A 14112-nucleotide genomic window follows, 5' to 3' on the forward strand; every position below is an offset into this window, starting at 1 on the left:
CAAAGTGCAGGAGTCCTGCTGCGGATGCTCCAAGTGCAGGGTTGCGCTGCAGACTCAGTCCCGCGGTCCACCGGCAACGTAGATGACCTGGCCGGAGACGAAGCCCGCCCCCTCGGAGGCGAGGAACGACGCCGTGTGCGCGATGTCCTCGGGACGGCCGGTCCTGGCCACAGGAATCTGCTTGGCCGCGGCCGCGACGAACTCCTCATAGCCCACGCCCATCCGCTCGGCCGTCGCCCTGGTCATTTCGGTCTCGATGAGACCGGGGGCGATCGCGTTCGCCGTGACCCCGAACTTGCCCAGCTCGATCGCCCAGGTCTTCGTCATGCCCTGGATGCCGGCTTTGGCCGCGGAATAGTTCGTCTGCCCCCGGTTCCCCAGCGCCGAGGTGGATGACATCGACACGATGCGACCGTACTTCTCCTCGACCATGTAGGACTGCACGGCTTTGGCCATGAGGAATGCGCCGCCCAGATGGACGGAGAGGACCTTCTGGAACTCCTCATAGCTCATCTTGAACAGCAGATTGTCGCGCAGGATCCCGGCGTTGTTGATGAGGACCGTCGGTGGGCCGAGCTTCTCCGCCACCTGTTCCACCGCAGACTGCACCGACACCTCGTCGGAGACATCAGCCTCGAGTCCGATCGCCTCACCACCGGCCGACTTGATCTCCGCGACGGTCGCCTCGGTCGGCCCCATGTCGAGCACTGCGACTTTCATGCCGTCCGAGCTCAATCGCCCAGCGATCGCCGCTCCGATGCCGCGGCCGCCGCCTGTGATGATTGCTGTGCGTGACATACTCCCCGTCCTTCGTTTTCGGCTTCATCTCGATCCACCGGCAAGAGGCCCGAGAAGTGATGTCGGTCTCCTTGCCATTGACTCAAGAGTAGACCAATTCCACCGCTGAACGATTGATTGATCAGACTTTGGGGAAACGGAAAAGCCCGGAACCGCGATTCGATCGATCGCTGTTCCGGGCTCGAGTGTTGTGACTCAACCGCCGAGGCGGTCGCCACGACTCATCGCAGTCGTGCGCCTCCTACCGCCCGCCTCAGCCTACCGCCCGCCTCAGCCTTCGAAGCGCGAGACGTCGCCGGCACCGACGCGTGCGACATCGGGCTCACCGCCGGTGAAGTCGATGACCGAGGTGGGAACGAGTCCGGGAACTCCGGACTCGATGACGATGTCGACGTCATTGGCAAGACGGTCCATCACGTCCTCGGCCCGGTTGAGCGGATCCTCGTCGCCGGGCATGAGCAGAGTCGATGACAGGATGGGCTCCCCCATCGCCTGGACGAGGGCCAGTGCCGTCGCGTTCTGCGGAATCCGTGCGCCCACCGAGTGCTTCTTCGGGTGCATCATCCGCCGTGGAACTTCTTTCGTGGCTTTCATGATGAATGTGTAGGGGCCGGGGGTCATCGACTTGATGGTGCGGAAGTGGGAGTTGCCGACGTTGACGAACTGCCCCAGCTGGGCGAAGTCATGGCACATGAGGGTGTAGTGGTGCTTGGAATCCAGCTGACGGATGCGGGCGATCCTCTCGATCCCCGCCTTGTTGTCCAGCGCACAGCCCAACGCGTAACAGGAGTCGGTGGGATAGGCGATCAGTCCGCCGTCCCTCAAGGCCTGCGCAGCCTGCTCGATCAAACGGTTCTGTGGGTTCTCAGGATGAATGTTCAGTAGAGTCGCCATACCTCATGCTATCGAGTCTGTGCTTGAGTGGCGAGGGTTTGCCCGGTGAACTCATGCGAGTTCCCGAGCCTCACTGAAAAGCCCTACGATCCGCACCCGTGCCGCCGTCCTTCGAACCCGGATCGTCGCCATCAGCTCCCTCGGGCTCATCGGGCGTCAGCGGCTCGTCCTTCATCCCCGCCGGACTCGGGAACTCGGCCTTCGAGGTCCTCGGATCCGAGGCCAACAGGATGTTCATCCATCGCGCATGCGGGTCGACGTCGACGAGGAGAGCTTTGAGCAGCAATGTCGCCGGCAGTGCCAGCAGCGCCCCCAGCCAGCCGAGCACCCACACCCAGAACAGCAGCGACAGGAAGGAGACCAGCGGGGTGACGCCGACGGATTCGCCGGTGAACTTCGGTTGGATGATCGCCTGAATGACGAAGTTGAGCACCGAGTAGGCGACGACGACCCAGAGAGCGGACTGCCACCCGCCGTCGACGAGCGCCAGCAGGGCCGGTGGAACCAGACCGATGAAGAACCCGATGTTCGGGATGTAGTTGGTCAGGAACGCCAACACGCCCCAGACCCAGATGAGGGGAACACCGATGATCGCCAGGGCGACGACGTCGAGGACTGCGACGATCAGCCCGAAGATCGTCGCAACCACCCAGTAGCGTCTGACCCCGGAGGCGAATTCGAGCAGAGACGTGGTCAGCTCGGGCTTGGCGTCGAACAGCATCCGGAAGCGGTCATCGGCGCGCAGGGAGTCCATAGCGATGAAGAACACCGCCATCACCACCGTCGTCAGCAGCCCGGCGATCAGCGACACGTTCGTCAGCACCGGATAGGCCGCCTCGATGAGAGACCGGATGTTGAACTGCCGGAACTGCTCCTCGAGAACGGTTGAGGTCAGGCCCAGATCGGAGAGGAACGCGAGGCTGCTGCGGTACATGGCGTTGAGCTCATCGCCGTAGTTCGGGATCGTGATCACGAGCTCGGTGATCGACCAGGCGGTGAGCCCGAAGAAGCCGAACAGCAGGCACAGCACCAGCAGCACCGAGACGCAGGCGCCGATGAACCGCGGAACCTTCAGCCTGACCAGCTGCCGTTGCAGCGGGTAGACGACGATGTAGAAGTTCAGCGCCAGGAACACCGGCGCGATGATGCCCTGAAGTCCCTTGAAGAACGTCAGTGCGAAGGCCAGACCAGCCATCGTGAGCACCACCATCAGCACTCGCGCCGACGGCAGCGACTGATTCGCCGTCTGCCCGCCGGCCTGGCCCTCGTGGCTCATCTGGTGCGCTTCCGCTTCTCCCTGATGCGCATCGACACCTCGATGGGGGTTCCCTGGAACCCGAAGGTCTCGCGCAGGCGCCGAGTGATGAACCGGCGGTACCCCGGCTCGAGGAACCCGGAGGTGAAGAGCACGAACTTGGGCGGACGCGACTGCACCTGGGTGCCGAACAGGATCCGCGGCTGCTTACCTCCGCGCACCGGGTGCGGGTTGGCCGCGACGAGCTCACCGAGGAACGCATTGAGCCGTCCCGTCGGGATGCGCGTGTCCCAGCCGGCCAGCGCGGTCTCCATCGCAGGCACGAGCTTCTCCGCATGCCGACCGGTCTTGGCCGAGATGTTCACGCGCGGCGCCCAAGCGACGTGCGCGAGCTCCTTCTCGATCTCGCGCTCCAGGTAGTAGCGGCGCTCCTCGTCGAGGAGATCCCACTTGTTGAACGCCAGCACCACAGCACGACCCGCCTCGGCGGCAGTCGTGACGATGCGGACGTCCTGCTCGCTCAGCGGATCCTGAGCCTCGAACAGGACGAGAGCCACCTCGGCTCGTTCCAGAGCGGTCTGCGTCCGCAGGGCCGCGTAGAAGTCGGCGCCGCTGGCCTGGTGGGCGCGGCGGCGGATGCCGGCCGTGTCCACGAACCGCCACTGCTTTCCACCGAGCTCGATGAGCTCGTCGACGGGGTCGCGAGTGGTCCCGGCGACGTTGTCGACGAGCACGCGCTCAGTGCCGATCAGCTGATTGAGCAGGGAGGACTTGCCGACATTCGGCCGCCCGACGAGTGCGACCCGGCGCGGACCCCCCTCCTCGATGCGGGTCTCGACCGCGGAGACCTCGGGCAGGACCGTCAGCGCCTCGTCGAGGAGGTCGGCGACTCCACGACCGTGCAGGGCCGAAACCGCCCAGGGCTGCCCCATCCCCAAGCCCCACAGCTCGGCGGCCATGAGCTCACCGCGCTCGTCGTCGACCTTGTTCGCGGCGAGGATCACCGGCTTCTTCTTGCGCCGCAGCATCCGCACGATCATCTCGTCGGTGGCGGTCGGTCCGGTGGTGGCGTCGACGACGAGCACCACGGCGTCGGCCATGTCGACGGCGACCTCGGACTGGATCGCGATCCGCGAGGCCATGCCCTTCGAATCGGAGTCCCAGCCTCCGGTGTCGACGAGGGTGAACGTCTTCGTGTTCCACTCCGCGCGGTAGCTGACCCGGTCGCGGGTGACGCCGGGAACGTCCTCGACGACCGCTTCACGGCGGCCGAGGATGCGGTTGACCAGCGTCGATTTGCCGACATTGGGCCGCCCGACGACCGCCAGCACCGGATCGGCACCGCGGATCTCCTCGTCGTCGTCCTCGAATCCGAGGCCGGACAGCAGCGCCCGGTCCTCGTCCTCGAGGTCATAGCTCTCGAGGCCGGCTTCGAGAGCGGCTGCCCGCTGCTCCGCCTCTTCCTCGCTGATGCTCTGCAGACGCTCGACGAGGCTCTCGTCGGGGGTCTCGCTGAAATCGCTGAATTCGGGTTCTGTCATTGTGTGTCCTTCACCAGACTCAGCACCGTCTCGACCACTCGGTCGAAGTCGATGTCGCTGGTATCGAGAGTGTGCACACCGTCCGCAGCCTCGAGGAACTGGGTCGTCTGTGCGTCCTTGGCGTCACGGCCGGTGACATTGGATGCAGTGGCGGCGAGCGCCTCGGCGTCGGCACTGCCGTGCAGCTCCTTGGCGCGGCGGGCCACCCGGACCTCATCGCGGGCGGTCATGAGGATCCGCACCGGCGCATCCGGCGCGACCACGGTGGTGATGTCCCGCCCCTCGACGACGATGCCGTCGGGAGCGGCCTTGATGATGTCGCGTTGCATCTCGATGAGCTCGGAACGGGCGTCGACGACGGCGGAGACCGTCTGCACGTTCGCCGAGACCTCGGGTTCGCGGATCTCCTCGGTCACGTCGATGCCGTCGACGGAGATGGAGAAGTCGGACGGATCGGTCGAGATCTCGAGGTCGACTCCGCGCACCTGCTCGAGCACGTCGACGGGATCGGTGACCCCACGGTTGAGGCACAGCCAGGCCATCGCCCGGTACATGGCTCCCGTGTCGAGATAGCGGTAGCCCAGCCGGCGGGCCACTTCCTTGGCCGTGCTGGACTTGCCGACTCCGCTGGGCCCGTCAATTGCTACGACGCTCATGCATTTCCTTCTTTCTCGATGGCGGACTCCGGGATCTGCCATCCCTTCGACGACAATCCGATTTCCAGTTCCTGTTGGGCGGCCGGCACGACCGAGACGTCGACGATGCCGAGCCTGCGCCCGGGCGCATGGTCCATCCGGAAGTCCTCGACGTTGATGCCGAGGTCGCCGATGTCCTTGAACAGTCGGGCCAAGGTTCCGGGGGTGTCGGGGATCAGGACGGTGACGACGGCGTACTTCGTCGGGGCCTGCCCGTGCTTGCCCGGGATCCGGTCGTAGCCCTCATTGCCCAGGGCGATCGCGCGGGCGAGCACTCCCGTGGACCCGGGGCCCAGATCAAGCGCGGTGATGACCTCGTCGAGTTCGCTCCGCAGCTCGGTGAGCACGCCCCGGACCTCCTCGGCGTTGCCCGCGAGGATCTGCGTCCACAGCCGCGGATCCGAGGCCGCGATCCGGGTGACGTCGCGCAGGCCCTGACCGGCCAGAGCGACCTCCTCGAGCGGGGCGTGCCGCAGCTGCGAGGCGACCAGGGACGCGATCACCTGCGGAACATGGGACACCTTCGCGACCGCCGCATCGTGGATGCGCGGATCGAGGTGGGTCACCGAGGCACCGGTGGCCTCGGCCATCGCGACGACCTCGCCGAGGCGGTCGGCCGGCGTGTCCTCGTCCGAGCAGATCACCCATGGCCGGGCCGTGAACAGGTCCGGGCGGGCGGCGATGGCCCCCGACTTCTCCCGCCCGGCCATCGGATGGCAGCCGATGTAGCGGTCGAGTTCGTCGCGGGTGACCATGGCGCGCACCGACTCGAGCAGTCGGGTCTTGATGCTCGCGACGTCGGTGACGGTGGCGTTCGGGTACTTCCGCAGTGCTGTGGCGATGACCTGCGCGGCGACGTCGGGCGGGGTCGCGACGACGACGATGTCCGGGTCGCCCGGTCTGCTCAGCTCCCCCGCGCCGAGGTCCGCGGCCAGCTGCTGCGCAGTCGGGGACGTGTCCTCGAGGCTGACCCGGTAGTTCTGTGCGCTCAGCGCCTGACCCAGGCTCGCGCCCAGGAGCCCGGTGCCGATGATGTGGACTCTCACAAGCCGACGGCCTCGAAGAGTTCTCCGACCTCGTCGGGGCGCAGCGAACGCATCTTGCCCTGCCTCTGCTCAGCCAGGGCGATCGGACCGAACTGGAGGCGGACGAGGCGCTCGACCGGGTGGCCGATCTCCTTGAGCAGTCGACGCACGACCCGGTTGCGACCCGAGTGCAGGGTGAGCTCAACGACGGAGCGGCCCGGGGTCGAGTCGACAAGCTTGAAGTCATCGACTTTGACGAACCCGTCGTCGAGTTCGATGCCGGCCTTGAGACGTGCGCTGACGTCCCTGGCCAGCTGCCCCTTGACCTGCGCCAGGTACGTCTTCGGGATCTCGTAACGCGGGTGGGCCAGACGGTTGGCGAGCTCCCCGTCGTTGGTGAGCAGGATCAGACCCTCGGTGTCGGTGTCGAGACGACCGACGTGGAACAGCCGCTCCGTGCGGTCGCCGAGGTAGTCCGTCAGGCACTTGCGGCCGTCGGGATCCTTCATCGTCGACACGACTCCGGCGGGCTTGTTGAACGCCAGGTACACCTTGGTCTTCTGTGTCGAAATTCTCAAAGTGTCGACGTAGACGGACTGCTTTTCGGGGTCGATCCGCGTCCCCAGCTCGGTGACGAGCTTACCGTCGACCTCGACGCGTCCGTCGAGGATGAGGTGCTCGCAGGCACGACGTGAGCCGAGTCCCGCCTCGGCGAGGACCTTCTGCAGTCGCATTCCCCCGCTGACATGGGCGTCCGATGCCTCTCCTGGTGCGGAGGCATGCCGCTGGGTGGCCTTCGATCCGGTGTTCGCACGCTGTTTTCGATTCGGACGATTCTGGCGCCCGCCGGGCGCTCTGGGATCACGGTAGGGACTCATAGCCCCATTGTCTCAAATCAATCGTCGTCTCGTGACATCTCGGACTCGTCCTGGGCGAGAACTTCGGCCGTCTCGGCACCGAATTCGTCGACGCCGGAGTCCTCCGGCAGGTACGGCGCGATGTCCGGGAGGTCGTCGAGGCTGTCAAGGCCGAGCACATCGAGGAACTGATGCGTCGTGGCGTAGAGCAGCGCCGAGGTGGTCGCCTCCTTCCCTGCTTCGACGATGAGTCCGCGCAGCAGCAGGGTCCGGATCACGCCGTCGACGCTGACTCCGCGGATGGCGGCGATGCGGGGGCGCGAGATGGGCTGCCGGTAGGCGATGACGGCGAGGGTCTCGAGCGCGGCCTGCGACAGCTTCGCGCTCTGGCCGGTGGTGAGGAAGTCGCTGACGATGTCGCGGTAGTCCCCGCGGGAGAAGATGCGGAAGCCGCCCGCGACCCTGCGGATCTCGAATCCGCGCTGACGGCGGTTCTCGTCGCCGTCGTAGTCGGCTTTGAGTGCGGCGATCGCCGAGGTGACCGTGTCCTCATCGATGCCCAGCGCGGAGGCGAGGTCGGCAGTCGAGACCGCGGAATCACTGACCATGAGGACCGCCTCGATGCCTGCGAGGATCTCATCGTCGATCATGGTGCTTCCGTCGATCATGGAGCCTCCTCCGAGAGCGATGGGTCGGCCGACCGCCCGGCGGGAGCCTCCTCATGTGCGGGAGCCTCCTCCTCGGCGCTCCAGGCTCCCTCGGTGCGCAGGTCGACGCCGTCCTCGGAGTTCTCGGTGCGGGAGATGATGAGGCGTCCCAGAGGTTCGTCCTGCGTGAAGTCACACAGCCCGACCTTGAACAGTTCGAGGAGGGCGAGGAACCGCGCGACCACGACGAGAGGGTTCTCCGCGGTGTCGACGAGGTGCTGGAACTCGACGTCGCCGGAGCGCAGCAGCCCGAGGATGTGTCCGCGCTGCTCGGAGACGCTGACGAGCGGCAGGTGGATGTGGTCGACGGCGACGGCCGGCGGGGTGTGGTCGCGCTGGAGGACGGTGGCGTAGAGGCCGGCGAGTTCGCCGGCGGTGACCCGGATGTCGAGGGGCGGGAGTACATCGACGAACTCGGGCTCCAGCGAGACGCTGCGCGGGATGCGGACCTGGGTCGCAGACAGCGCCTCGGCGAAGTAGCGGCTCACGGACTTGTACGCCCGGTATTGGAGCAGCCGGGCGAACAGCAGGTCACGGGCCTCGAGGAGTTCGAGGTCGACCTCCTCCTCGCCCTCCTCATGCGGCAGGAGACGAGAGGTCTTGAGGTCGAGCAGGGTGGCCGCGACGAGCAGGAACTGGGAGATCTCCGCGAGATCCGCCTTGTCCTTGAGCGCGGTGGTGTACGCGATGAACTCATCGGTCACCTCGGCGAGGGCGATCTCAGTGACGTCGAGGCGACGCTTCGAGATCAGCCCGAGCAGCAGATCGAAGGGGCCGGAGAAGTTCTCCAGCTCCACCTGGAATCCCCGTGGCGCCTCGGAGGCAGTGGCGGGTGGCACCTCGTCCGCCGAGGCGGGTCCGGAGACCTCGAGCCCGGCGGTCTCACTGCCGAGAGCAACCGTCTCGCTCAGGGGGCGCCTCCACGGGCGATGAGCTCCCGGGCGAGTCGGCGGTAGGCCTCTGACCCGGCGTGCTTGGGGGCGAAGCTGGTGATCGGCTCGGCCGCCACGGAGGCGTCCGGGAACTTCACGGTGCGGTTGATGACGGTGTCGAAGACCCGGTCCCCGAAGGCCTCGGTGACGCGGGTCATCACCTCTTTCGAGTGCAGCGTGCGCGAGTCGAACATCGTGGCGAGGATGCCGTCGATCTCCAGCGAGGGGTTGAGCCGGTCCTGGACCTTCTCGATCGTCTCCACGAGCAGCGCGACACCGCGCAGGGCGAAGAACTCGGTCTCGAGCGGGATGATGACGCCATGGGCCGCGGTCAGCGCGTTGACCGTCAGCAGGCCCAGCGACGGCTGGCAGTCGATGAGGACGACGTCGTATTCGTCGGCCACCTTCGCCAGCGCCCGCGACAGCACCTGCTCACGGGCGACTTCGCCCACGAGCTGGACCTCGGCGGCGGACAGGTCGATGTTGGCCGGCAGGATGTCGATGTTCTCGAAGTCGGTCTCCACGATGACCTCGTGGGGATCCAGCCGCGGGTTCATCAGGAGGTTGTAGACGCTGATCTCGAGTTCATAGGGGTTGACTCCCAGCCCGACCGACAAGGCGCCCTGCGGATCGAAGTCGACAAGCAGCATTTTGCGACCGTAGGCCGCCAGGGCCGCGCCGAGGTTGATCGACGACGTCGTCTTCCCGACCCCGCCCTTCTGGTTGACCATCGCAATGATGCGGGCAGGCCCATGGGTGTCCAGAGCTTCTGGCTCCGGGAAGTCGAGCCGTTCGGGCTCGGTGGATGCTGGAAGATCGAACGCCTGTTGCATATTGGTCACTCGGCCGGCCACCTTTCGTTACTCGCTGTCTCCAACACTACCGCGCTCGGGGGTGCGAGGTCGCGTACACCTCGCGCAGTGTCTCCTCCGAGACCTTCGTGTATATCTGGGTCGTCGTCACCGAGGCGTGCCCGAGCAGCTCCTGCACGACGCGGATGTCAGCGCCTCCCTCGAGCAGGTGGGTGGCGAAGGAATGCCGGAACGTGTGCGGGGAGACTTCGACGGTCAGACCCGCGCGATCGCTCGCGTCCTTGACGATCTGCCACGCGCTCTGCCGCGACAGCCGGGTCCCGCGCGCGTTGAGGAACAGCGCCCCTGCGTGGTCACGTCCGGTTGCCGCCCGTGCTGTCGTCGTGCGTGCTGTCGTCGTGCGTGCTGACGCGGGTCCGCGTCCGGGCGATTTCGCCTTCGCCGCCATGGTCGGGCGCACCCGCGACACCCAGGCGCCCAGCGCGGTCCTGGCGTGGGATCCCAGGGGCACGATCCTCTCCTTGCCGCCCTTGCCGTAGAGGCGCACGAGGGACGCGTCGAGGTCGAGGTCGTCGAGGTCGACGCCCACCGCCTCGGAGATGCGGGCACCCGTGGCGTAGAGGAGTTCGAGCAGGGCCGCGGCGCGGATCTGGGTGGGCTCCTCGCCCGCCGTGGTGGCGAGCATCGCTTCGATGTCGGTCAGCGAGAGCGCCTTCGGCAGCCGCAGCCCCTCCTGGGGTGGGCTGACCTCGGAGGCGGGGTCGATGGTGCTCAGTCCCTCGGCGGAGGCGAAGGAGTGGAAGCGGCGGACCGCGACGAGAGCCCGCGCCCGGGTGCGCGGAGCCAGAGAAGAGTCGGTGAGGTCGAGGGCGTAGGCTTCGATGTCGCTGCGATCGACGTCGCCGATCTCGCCGGTCCCCCGCTCGTGCAGCCAGTGACCGTAGCGTCCGAGGTCGCGGGCGTAGGCGTCGATGGAGTTCAGTGACAGCCCGCGCTCGAAGCGCAGGGAGTTCAGGTACGACTCGAAGGCGCGCACCAGGGAAGGCGGCAGTTCGGGGAGGAGTTCGGCGCCGTGCCGGGCCATGGGGCTGCCCTCAGTCGATCAGCAGCCGAGGCGCCTCGGCGTCGCGCGTGGGGGCGGGCTTGCCCTCGGCCTCACAGCGCAGGACATTGGCGACCTGGAGCACGGCCAGCTGGGCGACCGCGTTCGCCATGTCACCGGCGGCGATCGCGGCCAGAGCCTCGTCGATCGTCGTCCACCGGAATTCGAAGCCGGCTTCCTCGTCGCTGCGCTCGTGCAGATCCGCCTCGGCGACGGGGTGGAGGTCCCGGGCCAGGTAGAGACGGATCGATTCGCTGCTTCCCCCGGGGGTCAGGCAGGAGTCGCTGAGGAGCTCCCAGCGTCCGGCCCGCAGGTCGGCCTCCTCGGCGAGCTCCCGCTGCGCGGCGGCGAGGGGATCCTCCCCGTCCACGTCGAGCAGTCCGGCGGGGACCTCCCACAGCCGGGCCCGGACGGGATGGCGGTACTGCTTGACCAGCAGGATCCGATCCTGCTCATCGACGCAGGCCACCGCCACGGCGCCCGTGTGGTCCATCATGTCGCGGACGAGACCCTTCGCCTCGGGCAGGTCGAAGGTCTCGCGCCGGATGTCCCACACGGCCCCGCGGTAGACGACCTCGGATGCGGTGATCTCGGGGACGTAGGCCTCGTCGCGCAGTTCGCTCGTCCGCCTCTGCTCAGACACCGGGTCGCTCATGCGAACAGGCTCACTTGAGCTTGAGGGCCGCCGCCACCAGGCCGGCGAACAGCGGGTGCGGGCGGGTCGGACGCGACTTCAGCTCAGGGTGCGCCTGGGTCGAGACGTAGTACGGGTGGACCGACTCCGGCAGCTCGACGAATTCGACGAGCTCACCGTTGGGGGAGGTTCCCGAGAACACGAGCCCTGCCTCGCCCAGCTGGTCGCGGTAGGAGTTGTTGACCTCATAGCGGTGGCGGTGGCGTTCGCTGATGACGGTCGACCCGTAGGCCTTCGCCGTCACACTGTCCTCGAGGAGGTGCGCCTCATAGGTGCCCAAGCGCATGGTTCCGCCCAGGTCGCCCTCGCCCTCGAGGATGGACAGCTGCTCGGCCATCGTGGCGATGACGGCCACGGGGGTCTCCGGGTCGAACTCGGACGAGGAGGCTTCGTCGATACCGGCGACGTTCCGGGCGTACTCGATGACCATGCACTGCAGGCCCAAGCACAGGCCCAGCGTCGGGATGCCCTTCGTGCGGGTGTATTCGAGCGCTCCGAGCTTGCCCTCGATGCCGCGGATGCCGAAGCCGCCGGGGACGCAGATCGCGTCGAGGCCGGACAGTGCCTCGGCGGCGCCCTCCTCGGTCTCGCACTTGTCGGACTGGATCCAGTGGATCTTCACCCGGGCGTCGTTGGCGAATCCGCCGTGGCGCAGGGCCTCGGTCACCGACAGGTAGGCGTCGGGCAGGTCGATGTATTTGCCGACGATGCCGATGTTGACCTCGTGAGCCGGGTTGTGGACGCGTTCGAGCACCCAGTCCCACTTGTCCCAGTCGACGTCGCGGAAGGGCAGATTGAGCCGGCGGATGACGTAGACGTCGAGGCCGCCGTCGTGGAGGACCTTGGGGATGTCGTAGATGCTGCGGGCGTCGACGCAGGACACGACCGCCTCGGCGTCGACGTCGCAGGAGGACGCGATCTTCGTCCGGATCGAATCGGGCAGCTCACGGTCCGAGCGCAGGACGATGGCGTCGGGCTGGATGCCGATGGACCGCAGGGCGGCCACGGAGTGCTGAGTCGGCTTGGTCTTCAGCTCGCCCGAGGGTCCGAGGTAGGGCACCAGGGAGACGTGGATGAAGAACACGTTCTCGCGACCGACGTCGTGCCGGACCTGGCGAGCAGCTTCGAGGAACGGCTGGGACTCGATGTCGCCGACGGTGCCGCCGATCTCGGTGATGATCACGTCGGGGCGATCGGCGACAGGGCGTTCGGCCTGGGCACGCATGCGCGACTTGATCTCATCGGTGATGTGCGGGATGACCTGCACGGTGTCGCCGAGGTAGGCGCCGCGGCGCTCCTTGGCGATGACCGAGGAGTACACCTGGCCGGTGGTGACGTTGGCCGCACCGTCGAGGTCGATGTCGAGGAAGCGTTCGTAGTGACCGATGTCGAGGTCGGTCTCGGCTCCGTCTTCGGTGACGAAGACCTCGCCGTGCTGGAAGGGGTTCATGGTTCCCGGATCCACATTGAGGTAGGGATCCAGCTTCTGCATGGCCACTTTGAGTCCGCGCTCCGTGAGCAGATGGCCGAGGCTCGAGGCCGTCAGTCCCTTGCCCAACGAGGAGGCCACGCCTCCGGTGACGAAGATGTGCTTTGCCGTATTTGTGCCGCCTGGGCCGGTTCGATTCACCACGGGGTTTGATTCTATCAAAGTTCGCTCCGCCCGGTTCCGGTCTCGGCGACTTCTGCGTAGAGATCGAGCAGCGTCGAGGAGATCGCGGCGCCGTTGGCGACGTCGATGACCCGCTTCTTCGCGGCGACCGCCCGCGACCCGCGTCCGGAGGGGTTGTCGAGAAGATGATTGATCTCACGCAGCAGCTCGTCGGTGCTGTCGGGGGCGACGGCGTTGGCCGCACTCCCCCAGATGCCTGCCCGGCGGGCGCTGCCGATGAACACGGCCGGGCGCGAGAGCTGCATGAGGTCCTCGTGGCTGAGTCCGGTCATCTGCTCGCCGGCGATGATGACGTCGGCGGCCGCAATCACGTCGACGAGGTCGTCGGCCGGGGCGACGATGACGTCGCGGTCGGCGAATGCCCGGGCGATGGTTCGGCGGTCCCGGCCGGTGCCGGTCAGCACGGTCACGACCTTGCGGTCGGGGCGGCGGGTGTTGATCTGGGAGGCGGCGTCGAGGACCGTGGCCAGGGCGGTGTGATCGCGCAGGGCGATGGGGCTGGCGACCATCCAGGTGCCGACCTCGATGCCGAGGCTCTCGCGCACCTCGGCGCGCGGGGTCCGTACGGTGAGGTCGATGTCGATGTCGGGGTGGACCAGTTCGGCCCGCTCCACGACCGGCACCGTGTCGCCGAAGTAGTCGACGACGGGTTCCGTGGTGCCGAGCACCGCGGTGGCGGTGCGGGTGACGATCTCGGCCCCGGTGCGTTCGATGGCGTTGTTGGAGTCGAAGGACTCGACGGTGGCGACCAGCCGCGGCTGGTGCCGGGCCGGCAGTCCGGTGAAGGCCAGCCCGGCCAGGGTCGCGGCGTGGAGGCCATGGGCGTGGACGAGGTCGACGTGCTGGTAGTACTTGTGCAGTCGGAAGGCGGTGCTGGGATCGGCCGCCGACAGTCGGCGGCGCGCGGTCAGCGGGATCTCGCGGAAGTTCTCCGCCAGCTCCGGCGGGACCCCGAAGGTGCCGAGCAGGGACCGGTGGGCTGCGACAGCCACCTTGTAGCCGGCGCGAAGGTGGCCGAGCACGGCCAGCTTGGCGACTTCGACGACGGGGCCGGTGGTCTCGGCGAGCACATGCAGAATCCGTGTGTCTGCACTCAGTGGCTGGATCTCGCCGGGTTCGCTCATTTCC

The 14112-nt window shown here is 67.2% G+C and carries 14 protein-coding genes; all 14 read right to left on the reverse strand.

All coding sequences use genetic code 11. From position 1 onward, the window contains the following. Nucleotides 1-54: 54 nt before the first annotated feature. On the reverse strand, nt 55-798 hold the full coding sequence (locus tag RIT73_RS14875) for an SDR family oxidoreductase (RefSeq protein ID WP_309132875.1): 744 nt from the start codon (nt 796-798) through the stop codon (nt 55-57). A 270-nt stretch (nt 799-1068) separates the two neighbouring features. Continuing rightward, nucleotides 1069-1692 carry an L-threonylcarbamoyladenylate synthase gene (locus RIT73_RS14880; protein ID WP_309132876.1) on the reverse strand — a complete coding sequence of 208 codons (624 nt, stop codon included), beginning with the start codon at nt 1690-1692 and terminating at the stop codon, nt 1069-1071. Between the two features lie 70 nt (nt 1693-1762). Then, nucleotides 1763-2968, reverse strand: a complete 1206-nt coding sequence (locus tag RIT73_RS14885; RefSeq protein ID WP_309132877.1) for an AI-2E family transporter — start codon at nt 2966-2968, stop codon at nt 1763-1765. Next, nucleotides 2965-4488 (reverse strand): ribosome biogenesis GTPase Der, encoded by a 1524-nt coding sequence (gene der / locus RIT73_RS14890; protein ID WP_309132878.1) that lies wholly within the window; start codon nt 4486-4488, stop codon nt 2965-2967. Before der ends, RIT73_RS14885 begins: the two co-directional genes overlap by 4 nt. After that, nucleotides 4485-5144, reverse strand: a complete 660-nt coding sequence (cmk, locus tag RIT73_RS14895) for a (d)CMP kinase (RefSeq protein ID WP_309132879.1) — start codon at nt 5142-5144, stop codon at nt 4485-4487. The genes der and cmk overlap by 4 nt, the downstream gene beginning before the upstream one ends. Beyond that, nucleotides 5141-6229, reverse strand: a complete 1089-nt coding sequence (locus RIT73_RS14900) for a prephenate dehydrogenase (RefSeq protein WP_309132880.1) — start codon at nt 6227-6229, stop codon at nt 5141-5143. The genes cmk and RIT73_RS14900 overlap by 4 nt, the downstream gene beginning before the upstream one ends. After that, the gene (locus RIT73_RS14905) at nt 6226-7086 is read right to left on the reverse strand and encodes a pseudouridine synthase (RefSeq protein ID WP_309132881.1); all 861 of its coding nucleotides are present in this window, start codon (nt 7084-7086) and stop codon (nt 6226-6228) included. The genes RIT73_RS14900 and RIT73_RS14905 overlap by 4 nt, the downstream gene beginning before the upstream one ends. Before the next feature lie 17 nt (nt 7087-7103). Further along, complete coding sequence (scpB, locus tag RIT73_RS14910; protein ID WP_309132882.1) at nt 7104-7733, reverse strand: SMC-Scp complex subunit ScpB; 630 nt, start codon at nt 7731-7733, stop codon at nt 7104-7106. Beyond that, complete coding sequence (locus RIT73_RS14915) at nt 7730-8611, reverse strand: ScpA family protein (RefSeq protein WP_309132883.1); 882 nt, start codon at nt 8609-8611, stop codon at nt 7730-7732. Before RIT73_RS14915 ends, scpB begins: the two co-directional genes overlap by 4 nt. A 68-nt stretch (nt 8612-8679) precedes the next feature. After that, nucleotides 8680-9537 (reverse strand): AAA family ATPase, encoded by an 858-nt coding sequence (locus RIT73_RS14920; RefSeq protein ID WP_309132904.1) that lies wholly within the window; start codon nt 9535-9537, stop codon nt 8680-8682. Nucleotides 9538-9583: 46 nt separating this feature from the next. Further along, nucleotides 9584-10600 (reverse strand): tyrosine recombinase, encoded by a 1017-nt coding sequence (locus RIT73_RS14925; RefSeq protein WP_309132884.1) that lies wholly within the window; start codon nt 10598-10600, stop codon nt 9584-9586. Between the two features lie 10 nt (nt 10601-10610). Then, entirely contained in the window at nt 10611-11273 is a 663-nt protein-coding gene (locus RIT73_RS14930) for an NUDIX hydrolase (protein ID WP_309132885.1), read from the reverse strand. A gap of 10 nt (nt 11274-11283) precedes the next feature. After that, entirely contained in the window at nt 11284-12963 is a 1680-nt protein-coding gene (locus tag RIT73_RS14935; protein WP_375295018.1) for a CTP synthase, read from the reverse strand. Further along, nucleotides 12960-14108 carry a glycosyltransferase gene (locus RIT73_RS14940; protein ID WP_309132887.1) on the reverse strand — a complete coding sequence of 383 codons (1149 nt, stop codon included), beginning with the start codon at nt 14106-14108 and terminating at the stop codon, nt 12960-12962. The genes RIT73_RS14935 and RIT73_RS14940 overlap by 4 nt, the downstream gene beginning before the upstream one ends. Between the last annotated feature and the right edge of the window lie 4 nt (nt 14109-14112).

This window comes from Brevibacterium sp. (genome assembly GCF_031179145.1).
In the GTDB taxonomy this organism is placed as follows: Bacteria; Actinomycetota; Actinomycetes; order Actinomycetales; family Brevibacteriaceae; genus Brevibacterium.